Annotated in this window: 19 protein-coding genes; 5 read left to right on the top strand and 14 right to left on the bottom strand. The window is 71.4% G+C overall.

The features are described 5' to 3' along the window. Positions 1–300: 300 nt before the first annotated feature. The 4 genes from ald to AB0D12_RS30055 form a co-directional block, all read right to left on the bottom strand. Positions 301–1416, bottom strand: a complete 1116-nt coding sequence (gene ald, locus AB0D12_RS30070; protein WP_362689811.1) for an alanine dehydrogenase — start codon at positions 1414–1416, stop codon at positions 301–303. Between the two features lie 143 nt (positions 1417–1559). After that, positions 1560–3590, bottom strand: a complete 2031-nt coding sequence (locus AB0D12_RS30065) for a tetratricopeptide repeat protein (protein WP_362689528.1) — start codon at positions 3588–3590, stop codon at positions 1560–1562. Between the two features lie 173 nt (positions 3591–3763). Continuing rightward, positions 3764–4390, bottom strand: coding sequence for an NUDIX hydrolase (locus AB0D12_RS30060; RefSeq protein WP_362689525.1), 627 nt, complete (start codon positions 4388–4390; stop codon positions 3764–3766). 79 nt (positions 4391–4469) lie between these two features. Next, positions 4470–6119 (bottom strand): CTP synthase, encoded by a 1650-nt coding sequence (locus tag AB0D12_RS30055; RefSeq protein ID WP_362689522.1) that lies wholly within the window; start codon positions 6117–6119, stop codon positions 4470–4472. A 416-nt stretch (positions 6120–6535) separates the two neighbouring features. Between AB0D12_RS30055 and AB0D12_RS30050 the strand changes: the two genes are divergently transcribed. The 3 genes from AB0D12_RS30050 (at position 6536) to AB0D12_RS30040 (ending at position 11620) form a co-directional block, all read left to right on the top strand. After that, positions 6536–8338 carry a glycoside hydrolase family 15 protein gene (locus tag AB0D12_RS30050; RefSeq protein WP_362689808.1) on the top strand — a complete coding sequence of 601 codons (1803 nt, stop codon included), beginning with the start codon at positions 6536–6538 and terminating at the stop codon, positions 8336–8338. A 96-nt stretch (positions 8339–8434) separates the two neighbouring features. Continuing rightward, positions 8435–9820, top strand: coding sequence for an FAD-binding oxidoreductase (locus AB0D12_RS30045; protein ID WP_362689519.1), 1386 nt, complete (start codon positions 8435–8437; stop codon positions 9818–9820). Positions 9821–9991: 171 nt separating this feature from the next. Then, on the top strand, positions 9992–11620 hold the full coding sequence (locus AB0D12_RS30040; RefSeq protein ID WP_362689516.1) for a PucR family transcriptional regulator: 1629 nt from the start codon (positions 9992–9994) through the stop codon (positions 11618–11620). 443 nt (positions 11621–12063) lie between these two features. On the opposite strand, the gene AB0D12_RS30035 is transcribed toward AB0D12_RS30040, so the two are convergent. The 5 genes from AB0D12_RS30035 to AB0D12_RS30015 form a co-directional block, all read right to left on the bottom strand. Then, positions 12064–13146, bottom strand: a complete 1083-nt coding sequence (locus tag AB0D12_RS30035) for a glycosyltransferase family 4 protein (RefSeq protein WP_362689513.1) — start codon at positions 13144–13146, stop codon at positions 12064–12066. Positions 13147–13680: 534 nt separating this feature from the next. After that, on the bottom strand, positions 13681–15417 hold the full coding sequence (recN, locus tag AB0D12_RS30030) for a DNA repair protein RecN (RefSeq protein ID WP_362689805.1): 1737 nt from the start codon (positions 15415–15417) through the stop codon (positions 13681–13683). Between the two features lie 542 nt (positions 15418–15959). Next, positions 15960–16877, bottom strand: coding sequence for an NAD kinase (locus tag AB0D12_RS30025; RefSeq protein ID WP_362689510.1), 918 nt, complete (start codon positions 16875–16877; stop codon positions 15960–15962). Beyond that, a complete protein-coding gene (locus AB0D12_RS30020) occupies positions 16874–17689 on the bottom strand; it encodes a TlyA family RNA methyltransferase (RefSeq protein ID WP_362689507.1) in 816 nt (271 codons plus the stop codon). The genes AB0D12_RS30025 and AB0D12_RS30020 overlap by 4 nt, the downstream gene beginning before the upstream one ends. Positions 17690–17696: 7 nt before the next feature. Continuing rightward, complete coding sequence (locus AB0D12_RS30015) at positions 17697–18110, bottom strand: hypothetical protein (RefSeq protein WP_362689504.1); 414 nt, start codon at positions 18108–18110, stop codon at positions 17697–17699. Between the two features lie 42 nt (positions 18111–18152). On the opposite strand from AB0D12_RS30015, the gene AB0D12_RS30010 reads away from it, so the two are divergent. After that, the gene (locus AB0D12_RS30010) at positions 18153–18500 is read left to right on the top strand and encodes an SCP2 sterol-binding domain-containing protein (RefSeq protein ID WP_362689501.1); all 348 of its coding nucleotides are present in this window, start codon (positions 18153–18155) and stop codon (positions 18498–18500) included. Between the two features lie 103 nt (positions 18501–18603). On the opposite strand, the gene AB0D12_RS30005 is transcribed toward AB0D12_RS30010, so the two are convergent. From AB0D12_RS30005 to AB0D12_RS29990, 4 genes are all read right to left on the bottom strand, one after another. Further along, on the bottom strand, positions 18604–19407 hold the full coding sequence (locus AB0D12_RS30005; RefSeq protein WP_362689498.1) for an ABC transporter ATP-binding protein: 804 nt from the start codon (positions 19405–19407) through the stop codon (positions 18604–18606). A gap of 53 nt (positions 19408–19460) precedes the next feature. Next, complete coding sequence (locus AB0D12_RS30000; RefSeq protein ID WP_362689802.1) at positions 19461–20495, bottom strand: iron chelate uptake ABC transporter family permease subunit; 1035 nt, start codon at positions 20493–20495, stop codon at positions 19461–19463. A gap of 92 nt (positions 20496–20587) precedes the next feature. Further along, complete coding sequence (locus AB0D12_RS29995) at positions 20588–21547, bottom strand: iron chelate uptake ABC transporter family permease subunit (RefSeq protein WP_362689495.1); 960 nt, start codon at positions 21545–21547, stop codon at positions 20588–20590. A gap of 282 nt (positions 21548–21829) precedes the next feature. After that, positions 21830–22858, bottom strand: coding sequence for an HAD hydrolase-like protein (locus AB0D12_RS29990; RefSeq protein ID WP_362689492.1), 1029 nt, complete (start codon positions 22856–22858; stop codon positions 21830–21832). 72 nt (positions 22859–22930) lie between these two features. Between AB0D12_RS29990 and AB0D12_RS29985 the strand changes: the two genes are divergently transcribed. Beyond that, positions 22931–24211, top strand: a complete 1281-nt coding sequence (locus tag AB0D12_RS29985) for a DUF1015 domain-containing protein (RefSeq protein ID WP_362689489.1) — start codon at positions 22931–22933, stop codon at positions 24209–24211. An 86-nt stretch (positions 24212–24297) separates the two neighbouring features. Here AB0D12_RS29985 and AB0D12_RS29980 read toward each other — a convergent pair whose 3' ends face one another. Then, positions 24298–25098 carry a hypothetical protein gene (locus AB0D12_RS29980; RefSeq protein WP_362689799.1) on the bottom strand — a complete coding sequence of 267 codons (801 nt, stop codon included), beginning with the start codon at positions 25096–25098 and terminating at the stop codon, positions 24298–24300. Positions 25099–25704 lie beyond the last annotated feature (606 nt).

The raw sequence follows: 25704 nt of genomic DNA, 5'->3' as shown, positions 1-25704 counted from the left end.
CGATAGGTCAGCGTGGCACCATGCCGACGGTTGGCGACTCTATGGCGTGTCACCGGTCCGCAGCAACACAATCCGCCGGACCCGGCTCGATGTGTCGGCAACCGAACACCCTTCTGTCAAGGGTGCTCAGGACTCTTGACGTGACCTGGCCCGGACGTTTCGAGGGTGTGCGAAACGGTTAAAGGGTTACGTTCGACGCGAGTTGAGCGAGCCTCACAAAGCGGGCGGATACGCATCCGGCCGGACCTTGCTCGGCAAGGTCCGGCCGCGGGCGCGATATTGACGAGTCGCGTTGACGCGTCAGCCGAGCAACGTGCTCAGTTCGGTGCTCTCCAGGCCGTGAGCCTCGGCGACCGGGCCGTAAACGACCTGGCCGTCATGGGTGTTGAGACCCTTGGCGAGCGCCGGGTCGCGGCGCAGCGCCTCGACCCAGCCGCGGTTCGCGAGCTCAACGATGTACGGCAGCGTCGCGTTGGTGAGCGCGTAGGTGGAGGTGTTGGGCACCGCGCCGGGCATGTTGGCGACGCAGTAGAAGACCGAGTTGTGGACCATGAAGGTCGGCTCGGCGTGAGTGGTCGGACGCGAGTCCTCGAAGCAGCCGCCCTGGTCGATTGCAATGTCGACAAGTACACTTCCGGGCTTCATCTTGGCGACGAGCTCGTTGGTGACCAGCTTCGGGGCCTTGGCGCCCGGGATGAGGACGGCGCCGATGACGAGGTCCGCCTCGACGACGGCCTTCTCCAGCTCGAAGGCGTTGGAGACGATCGTCTTCACCTTGGTGCCGAAGACCTTGTCGGCCTCGCGCAGCTTGTTGATGTCACGGTCGAGCAGGGTGACATGGAAGCCCATACCGACGGCGATCTGCGTGGCGTTCCAGCCGGAGACGCCACCGCCGACGACGACAGCCTCGCCGGCCGCCGTGCCCGGGACGCCGCCCGGCAGCACACCGCGGCCGCCGACCGAGCGCATCAGGTGGTACGCGCCGACCTGCGGGGCCAGCCGGCCCGCGACCTCGGACATCGGAGCGAGCAGCGGCAGCGCGCGGGTGGCGGTCTCCACGGTCTCGTACGCGATGGCGGTGGTGCCGGACTCGAGCAGCGCATCCGTGCACTCGCGGGATGCGGCGAGGTGCAGGTAGGTGAAGAGGGTCTGGTCCTTGCGGAGGCGGTGGTACTCCTCGGCGATGGGCTCCTTGACCTTCAACAGCAGGTCGGCGGTGGACCAGACCTCGTCGGCGGTGGGCAGGATCTGACCGCCGGCGGCGACGAACTCGTCATCCGTGATCGAGGAGCCGAGACCGGCGTTCTGCTCGATGAAGACCTGGTGGCCGTTGCGCACGAGCTCGTGCACACCGGCAGGGGTGATCGCCACCCGGAACTCGTTGTTCTTGACCTCGCGGGGGATGCCGACCTTCACGTCGATCACGGTCCTTGGCTCAGGGGTATAAGGGTGCAATGCCATACATACCCGGATACGCGTGGCGCACCGGAAGACACCACGAGAACATGTGGCAGAGCCAGTCTAATGAAGGACTTCGCGCTGTCTAGCCTTACAAAGCATTAATCTTTGGCCGGAGTGCTACGGATTTCGTAGGCAGAAACGTCGGTACCCCCTGTTCCTAGCAGCTTCTCCGCCATGGCGCGGTGCAGCCTCGCGGCTGTCGGGTCGCCGAGCCGGTCGAGGGTGTCGGCCAGCCTGAGCTGCAGAGCTGCCTGCAGCCGTGCGTCCCCGGTCTGCCGCGCCCACTCCACCGCCTCCTGGCAGGTGCGCAAGCACTCCTCCGGCCGGCCCGCGTACTCCTGTACGCGCGCCACCTCGCTCAACGCTCGCGCCCGGGACGGGAGATCGCCGATCCTGCGATAGCCGGCCACCGCCGCGCGCCAGTTGCGCAGCGCCTCGCCGTACCGCCCCGCATAGGTGTGCACGGCACCCAGCCGGCCGTACAGCCGGGCCTCGTCGGCCCCCTCGCCGCGCGCCTGCCGCTGGGCAAGCGCCCGCCCGTACCAGTCCGCGGCCCGCTGCCAGTCCCCCAGCTCCTGGTAGGCACCACCTACGGATTCCATCGCGCGGCCCGTCGCGTACGGATCGTTCGCGGCCCGTCCGGCGTCCAGAGCCGCGCGGTAGCGGGCCAGCGCCTCCTCGGTACGACCGGTCTGAGCATCCAGATCGGCAAGATTCAGCAGGGCGGCGGCCCTTTCACGGTGCAGCCCGCGACGCTCGGCCACGCCGAGCACCAGCTGGTGCAGTCCGTAGAGCTCGGCAGCCGCGTCCTCGGTGCCGCGGTGCGCGGCCAGCGCCCGGACCAGGGCTGCGACCAGCCGCCGCGCCAGGGTGTCCAGCTCGCCGTCCTCGACCGCGAGCCGTGCCGAGGCCAGCAGCGCGGGCAGCCGGATCCGCAGCCACTCGGCGGCGGCCGACGCGGTGGAGAACCGCAGCGCGCGCGGCAGACCGGCCAGCTTCATGCGGGCCGGGGAGCCGTCGGGCTCGGTGATCGCCCTGCAGGAGTGCAGCTGCCGTACGGTCCGCTCCAGCATCCGCGCCCGGGCCAGCTGTACCTCGGCCGGCCGGTCGTGCGCCTGCAGCAGGGTGCGCAGCAGCGGCAGGAGAGCGCCCGGCACTTCGTGGTGGTCGCCGGCCGAGCGCACAAATCCCAGGTCGGCAAGCTCGCAGAGGGTCGCTTCGGCGGTCTGCAACGAACAGCCGGCCAGCGCGGAGGCGGTGTGCGCGTCGGCGATCCCGCCGGGCGCGAGGGACAGCAGTCGCAGCATCCCGGCGGCCGACGGCGACAGGGACTCGTACACCAACCGGAAGGCACGGGCCAGCGGCCGGCCGACCTTGGGCTGCTCGCTGTCGTCCGGCAGAGCGCGCAGCCGCTTGGCCACATCGGCGACCGACGCCCTCGGCCGGGCAGCGAGCCAACCGCCGACCAGGACCAGCGCGGTGGGCAGCCCGCCGCACTCCTCCGCGATGGACTCGGCGGCCTGCGGATCCACGGTGATCCGCACCGATCCGGTGAAGGTGCCGAGCAGCTCGATCGCGGACTTGGCGTCCATGCCGCCGAGCGTGCACGGCCGTACATCCGGAATACCGGTGAGCGGGCCCTCGGCCACGGCCACGGCCAGACAGTCGGGGTTGTCGGGCAGCAGCGGGTCGACCTGCTCGGCGTCCCCTGCGTCGTCGAGGAGCAACAGCATCCGGCGTTCGGTGAGCGCCTCGCGCACCATCCCGGTCAGCTCGTCCTCGCCGGCGCCGGGCGGCGATGCGATACCGAGGGAGTCGAGCAGTCCGCGGGCCGCCCGCTCCATCGGGACCCGCCGCCCGCCGGGCTCGGTCAGCCGGGCCCGCAGTACCCCGTCGGGGTAGTCGGCGGCGACCCTGCGGGCGAGTTCCTCGGCGAGCGCGGTGCGCCCGGAGCCGGGGCGCCCGGCGATCAGCAGCACCCGGGCACGCGGGGCCTTGCGTCCGGAGATGGTGTCCAGACCGGCTCGCTCGATATCGGCCCGAAGGGACTTCAGCTCCCGCTGGCGCCCGAAGAATTGGCTTCGGTACGCCTCGGCCCGGCCGCCCACGTCCACCGCCTGCTCCGTCACGGGCCACGCTCCCGTCAGTCCGCGCACGAGCCAAGCCCGCAAGGGACTCCGCACGGGCGATCCGAGCGTAGTTCACGCTCTGCAACGAGCGCGGCAGAGCGCGGCGGGGGCATCGCCCGTTCGGATCAGCGGATTGTCCGACCGGGACTTCTCCCGCACGCCCCAGGCGTCGCTCAGGCCTCGAACGGGCGCGCCGGCCACGGCGCCTCGGCCGGCCGCAGCGTGTCGACACCGTCGCCGTTCAGCACGGCGGTCAGCGACAGCACACCCACCACCAGGCAGTTGTTGTGCAGGTCTCCGGCGAGCACACCGCGTACGAGATCCTCGAGCGGAACCCGGGCCAGCTCCATGTCGGCCTCCTCCTCGGAGACCTCGAAGCGCTCGCCCTCGGCCTCCGACAGATCGCGGGCGAGGAAAATCCGAACGGCCTCGTCGCAGCCGCCCGGCGTGGTGTAGACGTCGGCCAGCACCCGCCAGTCCTCGGCCTTGACATGCGCCTCCTCGTACAGCTCGCGCTGTGCGGCGTGCAGCGGGTTCTCGCCCGGCACATCGAGCAGACCGGCCGGGATCTCCCAGAGCTTGTGGCGCACGGGGTGCCGGTACTGGCGCAGTACGAGGACGCGGCCGGAGTCGTCGAGCGCGAGGACCGCAACGGAACCGGGGTGCACCTGGTAGTCACGGCGCGCGACGGTGCCGTCCGGCATGACCACGTCGTCGGTACGGACACTGGTCTTGTTGCCCCTGAACGGCGTCGTGGTCGCGGTGACCGGCCATTCCTCGGGGGTGTCCTTGAGCTCCATGTACGTCCTCCACACCACAAGCAGAAACCGGGGTACGAGTCCCAAAGGACACGTACCCCGGCAACCGTATCGCTTGGAACTACTTGCCCGTCTTGCGCTCCACAGCGGCCTTCACCAGACCGGCGAAGAGCGGGTGCGGACGAGTCGGGCGGGAACGCAGTTCCGGGTGCGCCTGGGTGGCGACCAGGTAGGGGTGCGTCTCGCGCGGGTACTCGACGTACTCGACCAGCTTGTTGTCGGGAGACGTGCCCGAGAAGAGGATGCCCGCCTTCTTCTCCAGCTCCGCGCGGTAGGCGTTGTTCACCTCGTAGCGGTGGCGGTGGCGCTCCTCGATGTACGGCTGGTTGTCATAGACCTCGCGCACGATCGAGCCCTCGGCGAGCTTCGCCGGGTAGAGGCCGAGCCGCATGGTGCCGCCGAGGTCGCCCGCGCCCTCGACGTACGCCAGCTGCTCCTCCATCGTCGAGATGACGGGATGGGCGGTGGCGGCGTCGAACTCGGTGGAGTTGGCGTCGGGGATCTCAGCGAGGTTCCGCGCGGCCTCGATCACGATGCACTGCAGGCCGAGGCAGAGACCGAGCAGCGGGATCTTGTTCTCACGGGCGAACTGGATCGCGCCGACCTTGCCGCTGACACCTCGGTCGCCGAAGCCGCCGGGGATGAGGATCCCGTCGACGTCGCCGAGCTCCTTCGTGGCGCCGGCCTGGGTCTTGCAGTTGTCGGAGGCGACCCACTTGACCTTGACGCGGGCCTTGTTGGCGAAGCCGCCGGCGCGTAGCGCCTCGGTCACCGAGAGGTACGCGTCCGGCAGGTCGATGTACTTGCCGACGAGCGCGACGGTGACCTCGTGGTCGGGGTTGTGGACCCGGTCCAGCAGGTCGTCCCACGTGGTCCAGTCGACATCGCGGAACGGCAGATCCAGCTTGCGCACGACATACGCGTCCAGACCCTCGGTGTGCAGCACCTTCGGGATGTCGTAGATCGACTTGGCATCGATCGCGGCCACGACGGCGGCCTCGTCGACGTCGCACATCAGCGAGATCTTGCGCTTGATCGCGGTCGGTACCTCACGGTCCGCGCGGAGCACGATCGCGTCCGGCTGGATACCGATGTTGCGCAGGGCTGCGACCGAGTGCTGGGTCGGCTTGGTCTTCAGCTCGCCGGACGGGCCGATGTACGGCAGCAGGGAGATGTGCACGACGAAGACGTTGTCGCGGCCGACCTCGTGGCGGACCTGGCGGACGGTCTCCAGGAACGGCAGCGACTCGATGTCACCGACCGTGCCGCCGACCTCGGTGATGACGACATCGACGTCATCGGTGGCCATGCGGCGGATGCGGTGCTTGATCTCGTTGGTGATGTGCGGGATGACCTGCACGGTGTCGCCCAGGTACTCGCCGCGGCGCTCCTTGGCGATGACCGTGGAGTAGACCTGGCCGGTGGTGACGTTGGCCGAGCCGTCGAGGTCCACGTCGAGGAAGCGCTCGTAGTGGCCGATGTCCAGGTCGGTCTCGGCGCCGTCGTTGGTGACGAACACCTCACCGTGCTGGAACGGGTTCATCGTGCCGGGGTCGACGTTCAGGTACGGGTCGAGCTTCTGCATGGTGACCCGCAGGCCCCGTGCCTTGAGCAGCGCGCCCAGGCTGGAGGCCGTGAGGCCCTTGCCGAGGGAGGAGGCGACACCCCCGGTGACGAAGATGTGCTTGGTCGTCATGGATTTGGGCGGCATCGCCAAGAGGGGGCTCCCGTGGTCGCGAGGTGAGGTGCGTACCGGCGACCCTTCGAGGGGTTCGGGGGGTGCCGTCGCTGCGGTTTCGGGGCCCCCGTTTTGCACAGGGCGGCCACCGGTCCACGGGGTACCAGGGTATCAGCGACAGCGGGTGACCGCTTCCGGCCGCGCCCTCCCCCATGCGCACCCGTTCATCCGGGGATCACCCTTGGCTCACCCGTTCGGCGGACTCGGGTTGCCGGGAGCGGTACGCAGATCCCTAAGGTGCGACGTATCCTGCTCGGACACTCGCTGCCGAGCCAGGCCGGCAAACGGCACCATCCCCGTCCGTCACCCGGAACATCGCGCTCGTCAACGACCCTTGACCGCAGTAAGCGCCCCGAGGGGCGGACGTGGCCGTTCGACTGGAGATGCACGTGGCCGGGCGCATCGAGGATTACGCACTCATCGGAGACATGCAGACCGCTGCGTTGGTCTGCCGGGACGGCACAGTGGACTGGCTGTGCCTACCCCGCTTCGACTCGCATGCCATCTTCGCCGGGCTGCTCGGCACCGAAGACCACGGTTTCTGGCGGCTCGGCCCGGCGCATGCCGCGGATGCCCAGCCTCCGTCGGCCGCCCGCCGCCGCTACCGCGGGGACTCGCTGATCCTCGAATCGGAGTGGGACACGCCACGCGGCACGGTCCGTGTGACGGACTTCATGCCGCCTCGTGACGGCGCGCCCCAGCTGATCCGGATCGTGGAGGGCGTGAGCGGGCGGGTGCGGATGCGCTCGGCGCTGCGAATGCGTTTCAGCTACGGGCGTGTGGTGCCGTGGGTCCACAAGGTCGACGGGCGCACGGTCGCCGTCGCCGGGCCCGACTCGGTCTGGCTGGACACCTCCGCGGAGACGTACGGCAAGGACCTGACCACGTACTCCGATTTCACCGTCGGTCCCGGTGAGCGGATCGCCTTCACCATCAGCTGGCAGCCCTCGCACCACCATCCGCCCTCGCTGCCCGACCCTGAGAACTCGCTGGAGGCGACCTCGGACTTCTGGCGGGAGTGGGTCGAGCACTGCACGTACAACGGGCCCTACCGCGAGGCCGTGGTCCGCTCGCTGATCACGCTGAAGGCGCTGACGTACGCGCCGACGGGCGGGATCGTCGCGGCGCCGACGACCTCGCTGCCGGAGGAGATCGGCGGCGAACGGAACTGGGACTACCGCTACACCTGGCTGCGCGACGCCGCGATCACCCTGTCGTCGCTGCTGCGCACCGGCTACCGCGAGGAGGCCCGCGCCTGGCGCGAGTGGCTGCTGCGCGCGGTCGCCGGTGACCCGGAGAACCTGCAGATCATGTACGGGATCGCGGGCGAACGGGAGCTGGGCGAGGCCGAGTTGGACTGGCTGCCGGGCTACGAGAACTCGACTCCGGTACGGGTCGGGAACGGCGCCGCGCACCAGCTGCAGCTGGATGTGTACGGCGAGGTCACCGAGGCGCTGCATCTGGCCCATATGACGGGTCTCGCGCGCAATGACTACGCCTCACTGCTGCAGCTCAAGCTGATCCGCTACCTGGAGAAGCACTGGGACCAGCCGGACGAGGGCATCTGGGAGGTGCGGGGGCCGCGCCGGCACTTCGTGCACTCGAAGGTGATGGCCTGGGTGGCGGTCGACCGCACCATCAAGCTGATCGAGTCCGGCGACGCGGACGGCCCGATCGAGCGGTGGCGTGAGCTGCGCGACGACATCCACCGCGATGTCTGCGAGAAGGGTTACGACAAGGAGCGCAACACCTTCACGCAGTCGTACGGCTCGAAGGAACTGGACGCCTCGCTGCTGCTGATTCCGCAGATGGGCTTTCTGCCGCCCGACGACAAGCGCGTCATCGGCACGATCGAGGCAATCCAGCGGGAGCTGGCCACGGAGGACGGTTTCGTACTGCGCTATCCGACCGCGGGCGAGAATGCCGGCGTCGACGGCCTCAAGGGCGACGAGGGCGCGTTCCTGGCGTGCTCGTTCTGGCTCGCGGACGATCTGGCGATGATCGGTCGGGTGGACGAGGCACGGCGGCTGTTCGAGAAGCTGCTCTCGCTGCGCAACGATCTTGGGCTGCTGGCCGAGGAATGGGATGCGACGCTGCAGCGCCAGGTGGGTAACTTCCCGCAGGCGTTCAGCCATGTGCCGCTGATCGACACGGCGCTGCGGCTGACAGCTTCCGGCGCCTACGGAGGGTAGCGGCGGGGCTTCGCGGCAGGACCGCTCGACTGATCATCTCTCCCTCATCGGGACTACGATGAGAAGGTCCTGTCGCGCCCTCGGAAGGGGGCCACTATGGCGCCCCAAGGCATTGCGGAGGCGGCGCTGGCCGGTCTCCGTCAAGAACTGACCGGCACAGCAGTCGCCCTCGGCGATCCGGGGTACGACGAGGCTCGCGCCATCTTCAACAGCATGATCGACCGGCGACCCGCCGTCGTCGCGCAGTGCGAGACGGAAGCGGATGTGGCCAGGGCGATCCGCTTCGGCCGGGACAACGAGCTGGAGATCGCCGTCCGCGGCGGCGGCCACAGCGTCGCGGGCACGTCGCTGACCGACGGCGGAATCGTGGTCGACCTGCGCCGTATGCACATCGTGATCGTCGACCCCCTGTCCCGGGCGGCACGCGTCGGCGGCGGCGCCACCATGAGCCATCTCGACCGGGCCACGCAGCCCCACGCTCTGGCGACCACCGGCGGCCGTGCGTCCACCACCGGCGTGGGTGGCTTCACGCTCGGCGGCGGATCCGGCTGGCTTGAGCGAAAGCACGGCTTGGCCTGCGACAATCTGATCGCCGTCGAGCTGGTGACTGCCGACGGCGAGACCGTCCACGCCAGTGCGGACGAGAACTCGGAGCTGTTCTGGGCGCTGCACGGCGGCGGCGGCAACTTCGGGGTGGCGACCGCGATCACCCTGCAACTGCATGCGCTTCCCGCGATGTCGATGGTCATGCTGCTGTTCCGGCCGGAGGCGGGACCCGAAGTCGTGCGTGCCTACCGTGACTTCATGGAGTCCGCGCCGGACGAGGTCGGCGGTGGCTGCATCTACCTCACCGCGCCGCCCGAGCCGTTCGTCCCCGAGCAACTGGTCGGCAAGCTCGTATGCACGGTCCTGGTCACCTACACGGGCACGGAAGCGGAGGCCCGGCAGGTGACCGCGCCGCTGATGGGGCTCGGACACGCGGCGGAAGTGATCACGGAGCTGCCGTACGCGGAGCTGCAGTGCATGCTCGACGACCCGCCCGGGATGCGCAACTACTGGTCGGCCGAGTACCTCAGCGGCTTCCCGGACGAGGCCGTGGACGCCTACTGCTCGCGTGCCGACACCATGCCCGTGCCCACGGCCACACAGCACGTCCTGTTCCCGGTGGGCGGCGCGGTGGCGAGGAACCCGGCCGACTATCCGCTGCCCTGGCGCACCGCGCCGTGGACCGTCCACCCCTTCGGGATCTGGGAAGACCCGGCCGACGACGAGCACGCCATTCACTGGGTCCGCGACGTACGCGCCGCGGTACGGCCCTGGTCCCAGGGCTCGGTCTATCTGAACTTCATCGGGAACGAGGGGCGGGGGCGGGTCCTCGAGGGCTTCGGCGAGGGGAACTACCTTCGCCTCGCCGCGGTCAAGGCGAAGTACGACCCCAACAACGTGTTCCGGCTGAACCACAACATCAAACCGGCGTTCTGAGACGAGGCGCCCGGCAAATGCCCGCGCGGGCCGACATGTTGTCGGGTTGCCGCGCGGGCGATGCCGGTCGGGACGCACCGGGTGATGCGCACGCATGTACGGGCCCGGTAGCGTCCGGAACCGGGGCGGCCGGCGCCCGTCGGACGGATCGGAATCGCGAGGCGAGAGTCAGTGGAGACGACCCAAGGTGGAATCACGGTGCAGCGGGCGCTCGAACTGCCCGGGTTGCGCGCCGGGCTTCCGGAGGTCGTCGCAGGCGCGGAGCGGCTGAACCGCACGGTGCGCTGGGTGCACGCGGGTGAGGTGCCCAACATCGCCTCGCTCCTCAAGGGCGGTGAGCTGCTGCTCACCACGGGCCTGGGCCTCGGCACCCGGCCGGCCGAGCAGCGCGCCTTCGTAAGGCAGCTGGCGGACCGAGGGATCGCCGCGCTGGTGGTGGAGCTGGGGCCGCGTTTCAGCAGGCTGCCGGCGACGATCGTGGAGACGGCCCGGGCGGCCGGTCTTCCGCTGGTGCAGCTGCACCGCGAAGTCCCCTTCGTCTCGGTGACGGAGGAGATCCACACCGAGATTGTGAACGGGCACTACGCCCTGCTGCGGCAGGCCGAGGAAGTGCACCGGCGGTGTACGGAGGTGCTCCTCGACGGCGGCGGAGTGCCCCAAGTGCTGCGTATCCTCGCGGACTTCACCGCGAACCCGGTCTTCCTGGAGACGGCGGACGGGCAGCTGCTGTACGCGACCGAGTCCGAGTCGGGGCAGGCCGGAGCCGATCCGCTGCAGGTGTGGGACGGGCTGCGCGGCCAGCGGGCGGCGCGGGAGTCCCCTCCCGCCGGCGCGGTCCTCGTGGACGTACCGGGCGGTGGGCACGGGGCGGCTTCGGTACGCGCCCGGCTGGTGCTGCTGGCCGTCGGCTCCCCGATGCTTCCGGTGCACCGGATGGCGGCGGAGCGGGCGGCCGGTCTGCTGGCGGTCGTACTCATGCAGGCACGCCAGGAGGAGGAGCTGGCGGCGCGCGGCCGCGGCGACTTCCTGACGGACCTGGCGGAGGGCCGCATCACGGCGGAGGACGCGCCGGCGCAGGCGAAGGTGCTGGGCTTCAGACCGGGCGAGGGCCCGCTGCTGCCGGTCGTGATGCGCCTCGCCGCGGAGCTCTTCCCCTCGGGGAACTGGGCGCTGCTGGCACGCGCGGTGCTGGAGGAGCTGGCGTCGGTAGGGGTGCCGGTGCTGCTGGGCGTACGCCCGGTGGAGGGCCGCGTACCGCTGCTGCTCGGCCTGCGCTCCGAGTCGGAACGCACGGCGGTCGCGGACCGGGTCGCCGCAGCGCTGCGGGCCGGTGTGGAACGGGCGGGCCTGGAGCGGGCGGGCGCGCATCCGCCGGTCGTGGTGGTGGGCATGGCGGGCGGCTGGGCGGCGGTTTCGGCGGGCCTGCGCCACGCGGCGGAGACGGCGACGGCGGCGCAGGGCCTCTCGGACCGCCCGTGGTACGACGCGCGCCGCCTGGACATCGACCTGCTGCTGTGGCGCCTCCGGGACCACCCGGACCTGGCGGCGTTCGTGGACCGTGCGATCGGCCCCCTGCGCGCCCACGACCGGGCGTCCCGCCCGCCGCTGCTCCCGACGCTGGAGACATACCTGGCCCACGCGGGCCGCAAGGCGGAGACGGCCCGCGAACTCCACCTGAACCGCCAGACGCTGTACAACCGCCTGGCCCGTATCTCGGAACTCCTGGGCACGGACTTGGACGACCCCCAAACGGTGCTGGCATTGAGCCTGGCACTGAGGGCGCGACGGCACGCGGGGTGAGGTGGGCGCCGCGGAGGGTTTGAGGGCCGTGCGGCGCATACCCGGCATTCCTGAGGACTCGGGGTGCTGCGCCGCGAAGCCGACACGCTCGGGAGGAGCGGGGCCGCGCGCCGTGTACGCGGCACGCCACAGGGCCCGCGGGCTGCGCCGCGAAGCCGGCGTCTCGGGGTACGGGGCGTCAGACCCATCCCCCGCGGCCCCGGGGGGCCTGCCCCCTCACCCGGCGGAGGCGCGCTCGGAAAGCACGAGGCCGCGCGCCGTGTAACCCGGCACTCCACAGAACCCGCAGCCTGCGCCGCGAAGCCGGCGCTTCGGGGTACGGGGCGTCAGCCCCGCGTACCCTCATCCCCCGCGGCCCCCGGGGGGCCTGCCCCCTCACCCGGCGGAGGCGCACATCGGATACAGCGGGAAGCGGCGGGCAGCAGGAAACCCCAGCCCGAGCCTCAGCTCCACCCCGCCGCGACCTCGTCGTACACGCTCAACACCAGCGCAATCGTCTCGTCCTCCGTCGGCCAGGTCGCCGCCTGCGCCCGCCCCGCCGCCGCCAGCTCCTCCCGAAGCCCCGGGTCACCCAGCAGCCGCGCCACCGCCCCGCCCAGCGCCGCCGCGTCGCCGTACGGAACGAGTTCCGCCGCCTCGCCCACCAGTTCCGGGATGCCGCCCACCGCCGTCGCGACCAGCGGGACGCCCAGCCGCAGCGCCTCCTGCGCGAGCAGCGAGCGGGCCTCCCAGCGGCTCGGCAGCACCGCCACATCCGCCGCCGCGAGCAGCTCACCGATGTCGTCCCGGCGCCCCATCAGCCTCACCGGCAGCCCTTCCGCCTCGATACGGCGCTGGAGCGCACCCCGCTGCCGCCCCTCCCCCGCGATCACGACCAGCGGCACAGGGTCCAGGCCGCGCCACAGCCGGGCCGCGTCCAGCAGCGTTCCGTACCCCCGGTGCGGCACCAGGCTCCCGACGGCCATCACCAAGGGGCGTTCGACAGCGCCCAGTTCGGCGCGTGCCTTGCTCTCCGCGCCGCCCGGCCGGCCGCGCGGCGCGGGCACGGCGACCGGCGCGAGGCGGGCGTCACGTGCGCCCCGCTTGCGGGCCCGGTCGACCAGCTCGGAGCACGTACCGAGCACAACCGCCGCCGCCCGCACGGCCCTTCGCTCCAGCAAGCGCAGCACCTGGCCACGCGCGCCGTCGTCGTGCGCCCGCGTGTGCCAGGTGACGACCAGAGGCACGCGCTGCCCGCTCAGCGCCAGCGTGGCGCGTACGGCGGCGTGCAGTCCGTGCGCGTGCACGACGTCCGCTCCCGCGCACGCCGCGCGCAGCGCGCCGACCGCCGCCGGGTCACCGCGCCGCGGTACGGCCGCGAAGTGGGCCCCGGCACCGGGGAAGTCGTAGACGTGCTCCAGTTCAGCGGGAGCGCACACCGTCACCCGCACGCCCCGCGCCACCAGCCCCGCGGCCAGCGACCTGACGTGCGCGCTGCTGCCCGCGCTGCCGCCGCCCAGCACTTGGACCGTACGCAGCTGTGTCACTCGGCCAAGGATGCCAGCCCGTACGCACGTTCCGGCACCGTCGAGGCGTCGTGCCCGTGTCCGGAACCGGACTCCGTACGCCGGATCACCCACACGGGTGATCCGGCGGGCCGGCTGACGGTGTCTCCGTTGCGCGGCCGCGGCGAGGCCGGCGGGCTGAACGGCAAGCCCGGCGCGGCGACACGGCCGCGGGGCACGGGGTTCTGCCCGCCCCGCGGGCTACCCGTCCGCCCGGCCCATCGCCAGGAACTCCACCGCCGCGGGCTACCCGTCCGCCCGGGCCGTCGCCAGGAACTCCACCGCCGCGGGCTACCCGTCCGCCCGGCCCATCGCCAGGAACTCCACCGCCGCGGGCTACCCGTCCACCCGGCCCATCGCCAGGAACTCCACCGCCGCGGGCTACCCGTCCGCCCGGCCCATCGCCAGGAACTCCACCGCCGCGGGCTACCCGTCCGCCCGGCCCCTCGCCAGGAACTCCACCGCCGCGGGCTACCCGTCCGCCCGGCCCCTCGCCAGGAACTCCACCGCCGCGGGCTACCCGTCCGCCCGGGCCGTCGCCAGGAGCTCCTCCGCGTGCGCACGGGCCGTCTCCGAGTCCTCCTGGCCCGCCAGCATCCGCGACAGTTCGCGCACCCTGTCCTCGCCCTCCAGGACCGTCACACCGCTTCGCGTCACCGTGCCGTCGTTCGTCTTCTCGACGAGCAGCTGCCGGTCGGCGAACGCCGCCACCTGCGGCAGATGCGTCACGACCACCACCTGCGCCGACTTGGCGAGCTTCGCCAGCCGTCGGCCGACCTCGACCGCCGCCTTGCCGCCCACGCCCGCGTCGACCTCGTCGAAGAGATATGTCGGCACCGGATCGGTCCCCGCGAAGACGACCTCGACCGCCAGCATCACCCGCGACAGCTCACCGCCCGACGCCCCCTTGGCGATCGGCCGCGGCGGCGCGCCCGGGTGCGGGGCCAGCAGCAGTTCGACCTCGTCGACGCCGGACGGCCCGTACACCACCGCGCGGCCGCCGACCTCGACGCCGGAGGCCTCGTCGACGGACTCGGTCTGCCTGATGTCGAAGGACACCCGCGCGTGCGGCATCGCGAGTGAGGCCAGCTCCGCGGTGACCGCCTCGGCGAACCGCGCCGCCGCCTCCGTACGCGCGTCGGTCAACGCCTGTGCCAGACCGGACAGTTCGCTCCGCAGCGCGTCCCGCTCCGCCGCCAGCTCGCCGATCCGGTCGTCGTCGCCGTCCAGCTCGGTGAGCCGACCCGCGCCCTCCTCCGCCCACGCCAGCACGGCGGCAATGCCTTCACCGGTCCCGCCGTACTTGCGCGTCAGCCCGGTCAGCGCCGCCCGCCGTTCCTCCACCGCGGCCAGCCGCAGTGGATCGGCGTCCAGATTGTCCGCGTACCCGGCCAGCTCTCCCGCCACGTCACCGAGCAGGATGGAGATCTCGCCCATCCGGTCGGCGAGCCCGGCCAGCGCGGGGTCGTGCGAGCGTACGGCGTCCAGGGCCCGTCCCGCGCCCGCGACCAGCGTCGTCGCGTCGACGCCCTCCGGGTCCTCGGGATTGCCCGCCAGCGCGCCGTGCGCGAGCGACGCGGCGGACGCCAGCGCCTCGGCGTGGCCCAGCCGCTCCGCCTCCGCGGCGAGTTCGACGTCCTCGCCGGCCCGCGGCTCGGCGCCCGCGATCTCGTTCAGCCCGAAGCGCAGCAGATCGGCTTCCTGCGCGCGCTCACGGGCGCGCGTGGTCAGCTCGTCCAGTTCGACGGAGACGGCCCGCAGCCGCCGGTAGGCGGCCGCGTACTTGGCGTGCGGCCCGGTGACCGCACCGCCCGCGTACCGGTCGAGCGCCTCCCGCTGCCGCGCGGGCCGCAGCAGCCCCTGCTGGTCGGTCTGGCCGTGCACGGCGACGAGTTCGTCGGCCAGCTCGCCCAGCACGCCCACCGGCACGGACCGCCCGCCGACGTGGGCGCGCGAGCGCCCCTCCGCGGAAACGGTCCGGCTGATCAGCAGCATGCCGTCCTCGAGCTCGGCCCCGGCCTCCTCGGCCCGTACCGCGGCGGGGCCGTCGGCGGACACACTGATCCGCCCCTCCACCACCGCCGCCTTGGCGCCGATCCGCACCAGGGCGGGGTCGGCGCGCCCGCCGAGCAGCAGCCCCAGGCTGGTGACGACCATGGTCTTGCCCGCGCCCGTCTCGCCGGTCACCGCAGTGAAACCGGGTGACAGCTCGACGACCGCGTCGTCGATGACACCGAGCGACCGTATCCGCATCTCCTCCAACACGGACACGACCTTACGAGGTCCGGGGCCCGCTGTGCGACGGACCCCGGCCTCCGATTCACTCTCCCGGGCAGCGGAGAGTCACCGCAGCCCCTTTGTCCGCCGCAGCAGTCGGACATAAGGGCCCCACCGCGACCTGCGTACGCCCTCCGCCCGGTCCGGGCCGTCCTCGATCACGGCGTCGTGCTGCCGACGCCGGAAGAGCGGCCACGGTCGGCCGGGCGGGGCCGCGTACGCGCATCGCGAGCAGATGGTTCAGCACGACACCGCCGGCCGCCTCCTCCACGACGTACTCGTGGAAGCCGTGGAAGCCGCGCGGCCCGGTGAAGCGGAAGCGGACCCCCGGCCGGGCGCGTACTCGACGACCGTGCAGCGCACCGGACCGTGCCCGCCCTTCCCGCCCAACCCGAGCGGCCGGTCGAGCCTCATCCGCAGCCACGGCTCGTACGGCCGGAGCCCGTCGTCCGGCGCGGAGAGCGAGTCCGGCAGCGCGCCTGCCTCTCCCTCGGATGGGTCAGGACAGCCCGGCAGCCCTAGTGCGGCGCGCCGCGCCAACCGGAGACCGGCAGCGCGAACTTGGCCACCAGACGGTCCGTGAAGGACGCGTGGTGCAGCCGCGCCAGCCGTACGGGAACGGCACCGCGCCGTACCTCGACCCGTGCGCCCGGCGGCAGTTCGACCGTCCTGCGTCCGTCGCACCACAGCACCCCCTGCGGTGTGTGCGGCTGCACCTCCACCGCGAGTACCGATGTCGGCGAGGTCACCAGCGGCTTGGCAAACAGGGCATGCGCGCCGATCGGCACCATCAGCAGCGCCTCCACCTCGGGCCAGACCACCGGGCCGCCGGCGGAGAACGCATACGCGGTCGAGCCGGTCGGCGTCGCGCAGACGATGCCGTCGCAGCCGAAGCCGGTCACCGGCCGCCCGTCGATCTCGAGGATGACCTCGAGCATCCGCTCGGGCGAGACCTTCTGCACCGCCGCCTCGTTCAGCGCCCAGTCCCGGTGCACGACATCGCCGTTGCTGTGCACGACGACATCAATGGTCATGCGCTCCTCGACCTCGTACTCGCGGGTGACGACGCGGTCGACGACCTTGTCGAGGTCGTCGCGCTCGGCCTCCGCCAGGAAGCCGACCCGCCCCAGGTTGACGCCGAGCATCGGCACCCCGGAGGCGCGGGCGAATTCGGCGCCGCGCAGCAGGGTCCCGTCCCCGCCGAGCACGATCAGCAGTTCGCAGCCGTCGAGTACGTCGGGAGTCGCCTCGCGGACCGTCTCGACGGACGGCGGCAGCGGCAGGTCGGCCGCTTCCGCCTCCAGGACGCGTACGCCGAGACCGCAGCGCAGCAGCCCCTGTACGACGAGTTCGGCACTGCGGATCGCCGCAGGTCTGCCGGTGTGTGCGAGCAGGAAAACGGTACGTGCTGGTGTCGCTGCCGGTGTCGTTGTCAACGAGGTCCCTCCGCCACTGCACGGTCGACGTCCGCCGGGTCGAGCTCGGGCGCTCCGGCCCGGAGCCACAGAAAATACTCGACGTTTCCAGAGGGTCCCGGCAGCGGGCTGGCCGTGATGCCCAGCACGCCGAGACCGAGCTCCCCCGCCTTGCGCGCCACATTCCGTACCGCGTCCGCGCGCAGTTCCGGGTCACGGACGACCCCGCCGCTGCCGAGACGTTCCTTGCCCACCTCGAACTGCGGCTTGACCATCAGCACCAGATCCGCGCCGGGCGCCGTACACCGGACGAGCGCGGGCAGGACGAGGCCGAGCGGAATGAAGGAAAGGTCCCCCACCACCAGGTCCACCGCCTCACCGTCGATCGTCTCCAGCGTCAGCTCGCGCACATTCGTACGGTCCTTGACCGTCACGCGTTCATCACTCTGAAGAGACCAGGCGAGTTGTCCGTATCCGACGTCGACGGCGACGACATGGGCGGCGCCCGCCCGCAGCAGTACATCCGTGAAGCCGCCGGTGGACGCGCCCGCGTCCAGTGCCCGCCTGCCCTCGACCTTCAGCCCGAGCGGCACGAAGGCAGCCAGCGCGCCGGCGAGCTTGTGTCCGCCGCGCGAGACGTAGTCGGGGTCGCTGTCGTCTGCGGTGACGACGACGGCGGCGCTGGTCTCGACCTGGGTCGCGGGTTTGGTCGCGGTGTTGCCGCCGACCGTCACCCGTCCCGCGGCGATCAGCTGGCTCGCGTGCTCGCGCGAGCGTGCGAGGTTGCGGCGTACCAGCTCGGCGTCGAGACGGCGGCGGGCCACTCCTGCCACGTTCGGTTCAGCTCCTGTTGTCGTACGACGGTGATGGCGAGGGCCCCTGAGGCGCAGGTGCCGGGCGTGCGTCGAGCGCGGTCAGCGCGTCGCGCAGCCCCCGGTGTACATCCTCGTACACCTCGAGGTGTCCGTCCGCCGGGAGGTGGTCTGCGTCGGCCAGCCGCTCCAGCCGGGCGTCGACGTCGGCGTTGCCGGTCGGCACGCGCTGCACGCCGACGGGCGCGGGCGCGGCAGGGTCGTACGCCTGACGGGCAGCCGCCCCGGGCCCCGCCGGCTCCCGGCTCTCCCGGTCCGTGATCTCGGGCGCCGCGTTCTCGGACGCTGGGTTCTCGGACGCTTGGTTCTCCGGCTCCGGGCTCACTGGTCCCTCCTGAAACCCCTGCTCCTGGATCTCCGGGCCCGGCATCGAGTCGCTCATGCCCAGACGCTACCGCGAAGCGCTGAGGTACCGTCGATCACGATGGCGACGACGGAAGAGTGCCGCAGCGCACTCGACAAACTCTCGGACAACCTGGCACAGGCGGACGGTGATGTACGCAGCGCTGCCGCGCTCGACCGTTCCCTCAGCTGCCACATCAAGGATCTGGACATCACCTTCACCGGCCGCCTCGTGGACGGCCGGATCGATGTGGTCGACACGCTCCAGGGACCGCCGCCCGACAGGGCTCAGATCCGTCTCGCGATGAGCGGCGACGATCTGGTGGCCATGGTGAACGGTGAGCTGAACTTCGCGAAGGCCTGGGCCTCCGGCCGGGTCAGGCTCGAGGCCGGCTTCCGCGATCTGCTGCGCCTGAGGACGCTGCTGTAGCGGTCAGTGCGCCGCCGTGGTAGCCAGGACGCTGCCGTGGCGGCCGGGGCACTGCCGTGGCGGCCGGGGCACTGCCGTGGCGGCCGGGGCACTGCTTCAGCAGTCAGGACACCACCGTGGCGCTACGCCTCCGGGATGCCGGCACCACCAGCGGCGTCCCGGACTCCGGGTCGTCGATGACCTGGCTCTTCACCCCGAAGACCTGCTCCACCAGCTCGGCGGTGACCACGTCCGCGGGCGCGCCCTCGGCGACGATCTTCCCTTCGCGCAGCGCGATGAGGTGTGTGGCGTAACGGGCGGCCTGATTGAGGTCGTGCAGTACGGCGACAAGCGTCCGCCCCTGCGTCTCGTGCAGCTCCGCGCACAGGTCGAGCACCTCGAGCTGGTGCTGGATGTCGAGGAATGTCGTGGGCTCGTCGAGCAGCAGCAGTGGGGTCTGCTGGGCCAGTGCCATCGCGATCCATACGCGCTGCCGCTGCCCACCGGACAATTCATCGACATAGCGCTCCGCCAGTTCGCCGACTCCGGTCGCCGCCATCGATTCCTCGACAATCCGCTCGTCCTCCGGCGACCACTGACGCAGCAGCCCCTGGTGCGGATAGCGGCCGCGCGCGACGAGGTCGGCGACCGTGATCGCGTCCGGTGCGATCGACGACTGCGGCAGCAGGCCCAGCGTCCTGGCGACCTTCTTGGCCGGCAGCGAGTGGATGGTCTGTCCGTCCAGCAGGACCCGTCCCTCGGACGGCTTCAGCATCCGGGACAGGGCACGCAGCAGTGTCGACTTTCCGCAGGCATTGGGGCCGACGATCACCGTGAAGGAGTTGTCGGGGATCTCCACCGAGAGGTTCTCGGCGATGACCCGCTGGTCGTAGCCGAGGGTGACCGATTCCGCGGTGAGGCGCTGCATTGTCGTCCTACTCCTGGATTCCGATGGTTCGTCTGCCACGGGCTTCACCGTGCTCATATGCGTCCTGCCTTGCGTTCGGTGACCAGCAGCCAGAGCAGATAGCAGCCGCCGAGCACTCCGGTCACCACACCGACCGGCAACTGCCGCTCACCGAAGGCGTTGGTGGCGATCCAGTCGGCGACCAGCAGCAGCGCGGCGCCCATCACCGCGGCGGCAGCCAGGTTCGGGCCGGGCGAGCGGGTCAGCCGACGGGCGAGCTGCGGTGCGCTCAACGCGACGAAGGTGATCGGCCCCGCCGCCGCGGTCGCGACCGAGACCAGCAGGACGCCGGCGCTCATCAGCACCACACGGGTGCGTTCGACCGGCGCGCCCAGCGCGTATGCCGCGTCGTCGCCCATCTCCAGCATCCGCAGCGGCCGCCCGTACCCGGACACCAGCGGCACGAGAACGGCGCACACGCCCAGCAGTGGCCAGACCTGCGCCCAGTCGCGGCCGTCGAGCGAGCCGGTCATCCAGAGCGTGGCCTGGATGGCGTCGACCAGGCTGGCCTTGGTGAGCAGATAGTGGTTGGCGGCGGTGAGCATGGCGGCGATGCCGATACCGACGAGGACCAGCCGGTAGCCGTGCACCCCGCGCTTCCAGGCCAGTACATAGACGCCGACGCCGGTCGCCACTCCGCCGACAAGCGCGCCGCCCGCCACCGCGACGGCCCCGCCGTGGAAGAGCACGATGACGCTGAGCGCGCCGACGGTCGCGCCCTGCCCGAAGCCGATGACGTCCGGACTGCCCAGCGGATTACGGGTGATGGACTGGAAGATCGCGCCGCTGAGGGCGAGCGAGGCGCCGACGAGCACTCCGACCAGCACTCGCGGCAGCCGCAGATCCTGAACGATGAACTCCTGCGCCGGCGTGCCGTTCCCGAGCAGGGTGGCGATCACCTCGCCGGGTGAGATCGGGAAGTCGCCGCTGCCGATGAGTACGACTCCGGTGGCCGCGGTGGCCGCGGCGAGCAGCAGCACGACGACGGCCGCGCGGGGATCGACCCGGAAGGAGAGCCCGCCGGGGGTGCGTATGGCTTTCACCGGGATTTCCCTCGCATGACGTTCCGGGCAGGTCGTCGGAGCTGTCTTGTCCTGCCGGGGGTCCGGAGGTTGCCCCCCGGGAAGACAGAGCACGGCTTTCACAGCTGGGCCATCCTCTTGCGGCGTACGAGATGGATGAAGACGGGCCCGCCGATCAGCGCGGTGACGATGCCGACCTGCAGCTCGGCGGGGCGGGTGATGACCCGGCCGACGACATCGGCGCCCAGCAGCAGGACGGGCGAGAGGACCGTCGCGTACGGCAGGATCCACCGCATGTCCGGACCTGTGATGGCGCGAACGAGATGCGGGATCATCAGCCCGATGAAGACGATCGGCCCGCAGGCGGCGGTCGCCGACCCGCACAGCAGAGTGACGGCGAGCATCGTGAGGATGCGGGTGCGGTTCAGATGCGCGCCCAGCGCGCGGGCGGTGTCGTCACCCATCTCCATCGCGTTCAGCGGCCGTGCGAGCAGCAGCGCGAGCACCACGCCGATGCCGATGAAAGGCGCCACCTTGCCGATGGTCTCCATATCGGCCGAGGCCAGCGAGCCGACCGTCCAGAACCGGAGCCGGTCGAGCGCGGCCGCGTCCAGCAGCTGTACGGCGTGGATATAGCCGACGAGCGCGGCGCTGACGGCGGTTCCGGCGAGCGCGAGGCGTACCGGTGTCGCGCCCCGGCTGCCGCCGAGGATGTACACGAGCGCGGAGACGACGCCCGCGCCCAGGAACGCGAACCACACATAGCCGGTGAGCGAGGTGACGCCGAAGAAGCTGATGGCGGAGACGACGGCGGCCGATGCGCCGGCGTTCACGCCCAACAGACCAGGTTCCGCGAGCGGGTTGCGGGTCAGCGCCTGCATCACGGCGCCGGCGAGTCCGAGAGCCGCGCCGACGATCAGGCCGAGCAGGGTCCGCGGTACACGAACATCGTGGACGATCACGTCGTTGCCGGCGCCCGAGTTGTGGAACAGGCCGTGCCACACATCGGACAGCGGCATCGACCTGGCACCTGTCGCGATGCTCGCGAGGCAGACCAGCAGCAGGATGCCGACGGACACGAGCAACCCGGTGGCGCGCGGCGCGTGGCGCCTCCGGGGTGCGCGTGCGGATTGCGGCTCCGCGCTCTGTTTGGGGGGACTGTCGACCAACGCGAGGTTAGGTTAGCCTACCCTCGCTATGGTGATGGGGCTCCCCTTCCGTGATTGGCGTCGGCCGGACCAGCCTCACCGGCCGCCGACTCCGGCGCGAAGAAAGGGAGTCGGCGATTCAAGGACGACCGCGGAAGGAAGAGACGCATCGTATGGACCGAAGTCCCTCCGCCCCGCGCGCGGGACACGGCCCTACAGGCCCAGCCGGGACAGCATCTTGCCCGCGTCCAGCTCGCACACGCCGTCCCCGGCGTCGGTCCAGGCCGCAGCACACAGCGCCCGCAGCCCGTCCAACGGCTCGCCGTCCCCGTCGAGCGCCAGCTCGTCCTCCCGTACGGACGCGGTCCACCCGCCGCATGTGAACCCGCCCTCCGCCTCGGCGACTTCGGGCTGCCCGGTCAGCATCCCGCGCAGATCGGCGTCCACGTAGGTCGGCCGGTGCTCGGGCCGCGCGGCCAGCAGCTGCGCGCCGTCCGTCACCCCGGTCAGTACGAGCAGCGAGTCCACGCCGCCGTTGAACGCACCCTCGATGTCCGTGTCCAGCCGGTCCCCGACCACCAGCGGCTTGCGCGCACCCGTCCGCAGGATCGTCTCCTTGTGCATCGGCGGCAGCGGCTTGCCAGCCACCTGCGGCTCCGCACCCGTCGCGATCCGTACGACCTCCACGGCCGCACCATTGCCCGGCGCGATCCCGCGCGCACTCGGAATCGTCAGATCCGTGTTGGAAGCGAACCACGGCACGCCCCGCGCGATCGCGTAACAGGCCTCGGCGAACCGCCCCCAGGCCAGGTCCGGGCCGCCGTACCCCTGCACCACCGCCGCCGGATCGTTGTCGGCGGACTCCACCGGCTCGAGCCCGCGCTCGCGCAGCGCGACCCGCAGACCCTCCCCGCCGACCACCAGCACCCGGGAACCGGCCGGCACCTGTTCGGAGATCAACCGGGCCACGGCCTGTGCGGAGTTGATGACATCCGCCGCGTCGGTGGGCACGCCCAGCTCGGTGATGTGCGCGGCCACGGCCTCGGGCGGCCGCAGCGCATTGTTGGTCACATACGCGAGATGCATCCCACCGTCCCGCGCCGTCAGCAGCGAATCCACGGCGTGCGCAATCGCCTCACCACCCGCGTACACCACTCCGTCGAGGTCGAGCAGCGCCGTGTCGTACGCCTCGCTCAGCGCCGTCGCACTGCCGCTCGGCCGGTTCCTGCTCTGCTGGCTCATTCGTTTCCGCTCCTCGCTCAGTGTCGCTCCCCCGATCATCGCTCATCCGCGCAACCCACATACGATGCACAAATGAACACCGAAGGTCCCGCGGCCAATGACGGTCTGCACCTGATCCCGTTCCGTGGACTGCGCTATGTCCCTGAGCGGGTCGGCAGCCTCGCCGCCGTGACCTCACCGCCGTACGACGTCGTCGTCAGGCCCGACGGCCTGCTCCATCTGGAGTCGGCGGATCCGCACAACATCGTCCGGCTGATCCTCCCTCAGGCGAACACCGCCGGCGCCCGCAACCAGCAGGCCGCCGACACCCTCGACCGCTGGCTCTCCGAGGGCATCCTGGCCCCGGACCCCGAGCCCGCGTTCTACGTGTACGAGCAGCGCAAGGACGACATCCTCCAGCGCGGCATCATCGGGGCGCTCGCACTGTCCGAACCGTCCGAAGGCGTCGTCCTCCCGCACGAGGACGTGATGCCGGACGTCGTCGCGGATCGCGCGGCTCTGATGCGTACGACCGCCGCCAATCTGGAACCGCTGCTCTTCACCTACCGCAGCATGGGCGGTGCGACCGGCGCGACCGCCGTCATCGACCGCACCATCCTGCGTACCCCGCTGCTGGCCACCACCACGGAGGACGGCTTCAAGCACCGGCTGTGGTCCGTGACGGACCCCGACGACCTGTCCGAGGTCCGCGCCGATCTCTCCGACCACCAGGCGCTGATCGCCGACGGACACCACCGCTGGGCGACCTATCTGCGGCTGCGCGCCGAACACCCTTCCCCGAGCCCGTGGAACTACGGCCTGGTCCTGCTGATCGACACGGCCCGCTATCCCCTCAGGGTGCGCGCCATCCACCGCCTGTTGCACCGCCTCCCTGTCTCCGAGGCGCTGGCCGCTCTGACCGGCTCCTTCCGCACCCAGCAACTCGACGGCCCGCTTCCGCAGGCGCTCGAGACTCTCGCGAACGCGGCCGCCGACGGCAACGCCTTCCTCCTCGCGGGCGACGGCGGATTCCACCTCGTCGACCGCCCGGACGCCGAGCTGCTGTCCCGTACGGTCCGCCGCGACCGCCCCGAGGCCTGGCGCACACTCGACGCCACGGTCCTCCACTCCACGCTCCTGGACCACATCTGGCGGATCCCGGACACCCCGGAGCACATCGCCTACATCCATGACACGGAGGCGGCCGTCGAGCAGGCGGAACGCAAGGGCGGCACCGCGGTGGTGATGCATCCGGTGCGGGAAGAGGTCGTGCGGAACCTCGCTCGCGAGGGGGTCACGATGCCCCGCAAGTCCACGTCGTTCGGCCCGAAGCCGGCGACGGGCCTGGTCCTCAGAAGCCTCGCGCTGGACTGACGAACCGACGAACTGACGACGAGATACGGACATACGAAAGGGCGGCACCCATGCCGGGTGCCGCCCTTTCGTATGCGTGTACTTACCTACTCGGCCTTGTCACCCTCGACATCGCCGTCGGCGTCGCTGTCGGCCTCGCCGTCGACGTCACTTTCGGCCTCGCCGGTGGCGGCGGTCGGCTCCGTGGACGCGTCGGGTGCCTCGTCCTCATCCATGGCGTCGACGAACTCCACACCGTCTATCGCGGCGAGCCGGTCCGAGGCGTCGGTCGCCCCGTCCTTGTCGGCCTCGAGCGCCTTGGCGAACCACTCACGCGCCTCGCCGTCGCGCCCGGCGGCCAGCAGCGCGTCGGCGTACGCGTAACGCAGCCGCGCAGTCCAGGGCTGTACGGAGTTGGACGCCAGCTCGGGGCTCTGCAGGGTCACGATGGCGGCGTCGATCTGCCCCATGTCCCTGCGCGCTCCGGCCGCGACCAGCCGCATTTCGACCTGGCCGGCCTTGTCGAGCTTCTGCACCTCGGGCTCACCGGCCATCGCCATCGCCCGCTCGGGCCGCCCGAGCCCCCGCTCGCAGTCCGCCATGACGGGCCACAGCTCCACGCTCCCGGTCATCCGCTTGGCCGCCCGGAACTCGGCAAGCGCCTCCGAGTACTTCTGCGTCGCGTACGCGGCGAAACCCGCGGCCTCGCGCACCGCGGCCACACGAGAAGCGAGCCGCAGCGCCACCTTGGAGTAGGCGTACGCCTGCTCGGGGTCCTCGTCGATCAGATTGGCGACCATGACGAGGTTCTTGGCCACGTCCTCGGCGAGGCCCTTCGGCAGGCTCTGAAGCTCCTGCCGTACGTCCTTGTCGATCTCGTCGCCCGTGACGTCCTCGGGAATCGGCAGCCGCTTGATCGGCTCCCGGTCACCGCGGTCGCGGTCGTCGCGCCGCCCGTAGCCACCACGGTCGTCACGCCGGTCGTCGCGCTGCCCGCGGTACCCACCGCGGTCGCGGTCGTCACGGCCGGGGCCACTCGGCCGGTCGTCGCGGCGCCCGTAGCCGCCACCGCCGCTGGGGCGACCGCCACGGTCGTCGTCGCGACGCGGGCCACTCGGCCGGTCATCACGACGGCCGTAACCACCGCCACCACCACTGGGACGCGACCCGTAGCCGCCACCACTGCTGGGGCGTCCACCACGGTCGTCGTCACGACGCGGCCCACGATCCCGGTCGCGGTCATCACGCCGGAAGCCACCACCACGGTCATCGTCGCGACGGGGGCCGCTCGGCCGGTCGTCGCGGCGCCCGTAGCCGCCACCGCCGCTGGGGCGACCGCCACGGTCGTCGTCACGGCGTGCGCCGTACCCGCCACCACTGCTGGGGCGTCCACCACGGTCGTCGTCACGACGGGGGCCGCTCGGCCGGTCATCACGACGGCCGTAGCCACCGCCACCGCCGCCGCTGGGGCGACCGCCACGGTCGTCGTCACGGCGTGCGCCGTACCCGCCACC

It is taken from the genome of Streptomyces sp. NPDC048479 (assembly GCF_040651435.1).
Classification (GTDB): Bacteria; Actinomycetota; Actinomycetes; order Streptomycetales; family Streptomycetaceae; genus Streptomyces.
Note: the sequence above shows the minus strand (reverse complement) of the source record. Positions and strands in the feature narration are given on the sequence as shown.